Consider the following 1,596-nt stretch of genomic DNA (forward strand, 5'->3'; position numbering starts at 1 on the left):
CGCGGACTTTCGGGGCCGCCATCAGCACGGCGTGCGAAGTCCCCCAGGGCTTGGTCCGGCCGGCCGGGACGCGGAATCCGGGCGGCAGGTCGTCGATCTGCTGAAAGACAACGTCGGCCTCGATTCGCCCGGCCAGCCGGATGAGGAACGCCTCCCGAAACTCGGCCTCGATGTCCCGGCGGATGATGAAGACGGCTTTGCCGAACCCGGCTCGGAGGGCGTCGTAAAGGGAATAGTCGATGATCGTCTCCCCCGAGGGTCCGACCCGGTCCATCTGTTTGAGGCTTCCGTAGCGGCTGCCGATACCGGCCGCCAGGACGACGAGGGTGGGCTTCATGTCTTTCTCCGCAACCAAATTCGCGCCGTAAACGTATCATAAATTGAGATGATCGGACAACGTTTGACAACCCCGGAGGGGCATGATATCTCTAGGGAACCGAAAGGAATTCCCATGCGATGCTCCGTCTGCGGCGCCGAAAACAGCGGGGACAGCCGTTTTTGCAGCCAGTGCGCCGCCCCCTTGACGCCCTACCCGGCTACGCCTTCGCCCGATGGGCAAACCCTCGTCGCGGCCTTCGAGAATCTGGCCCGCGGCACCCTTTTCGCCGGACGCTACGAGATCATCGAGGAGCTGGGCAAGGGGGGCATGGGCTCGGTCTATAAGGCCTTCGACCAGAAGCTGCAGGAGGTCGTGGCCCTCAAGATCATCAAGCCCGAGATCGGCTTCAACGCCTCGGCCATCGAGCGCTTCAAGAACGAGCTTAAGAACGCCCGCAAGATCGCCCACCGCAACGTCTGCCGGCTCTACGACCTGGGCGAGGCCGGTCTGGTCCATTTCCTGACCATGGAGTATGTCGAGGGCGAAGACCTCAAGAAGTTCATCCGGCGGGCCGGGCCGATCGGGGCAGGGCGGGCCGTGGCCATCGCCCGCCAAGTGGCCGAAGGCTTGGCCGAAGCCCATCGGGTCGGCGTCATCCACCGCGACCTCAAGCCCCAAAACATCATGATCGACCACGACGGGCGGGCCCGAATCATGGATTTCGGGCTGTCCCGCTTCCTGGAAACCGACGGGATCACCCGGACAGGCGTCATGCTCGGAACGCCCGAGTATATGTCCCCAGAGCAGGTCGAGCTCAAGGACGTGGATGCCCGCTCCGACCTTTATGCCGTCGGCATCATCCTCTTCGAGATGGTCACGGGCAAAGTGCCCTTTGAGGGGCAGACACCGCTGGCCGTGGCCATCAAGCATAAGAGCGAGGCTCCCGAGACGCGCCCTCCGGCCAAACCGGACGCGGCCGGACGCGGCGGGCGGCGCTGGGTCCGCTTGGCCGGCCTGGCCGCCGTCATCCTGGGGCTTTTTTCCGTCCCCGTTCTATGGCGATCCCTCAAGAAGGCCGCGCCGGAGAGCCCGGCCGCCATGACCGCTGACGCCCCCAAAGTCATGCTGAAGAACGACCCGCGCGGCGGCCGAACGCCGTCCGGAGAGCATGCCTCCGGCAGCCTGGCCTTCAACCTGGCTGATATCGGCAAAGCCCGCGAAGTCATCACCAAGTACACCGAATCCGCCAATCCCAACGACTTGGCCGAGGCCCAGAA

At 64.6% G+C, this 1,596-nt stretch carries 2 protein-coding genes; one reads left to right on the forward strand and one right to left on the reverse strand.

Annotated features, from left to right (window positions below):
* Window positions 1–337 (reverse strand): nucleotidyltransferase (locus tag NTZ26_15820; GenBank protein ID MCX6561963.1); only part of this gene is annotated, 337 nt, incomplete at its 3' end.
* Between the two features lie 114 nt (window positions 338–451).
* Here NTZ26_15820 and NTZ26_15825 point away from each other — a divergent pair.
* Window positions 452–1,596 (forward strand): serine/threonine protein kinase (locus NTZ26_15825; GenBank protein MCX6561964.1); only part of this gene is annotated, 1,145 nt, incomplete at its 3' end.

This window comes from Candidatus Aminicenantes bacterium, assembly GCA_026393855.1.
Classification (GTDB): domain Bacteria; phylum Acidobacteriota; class Aminicenantia; order Aminicenantales; family UBA4085; genus UBA4085.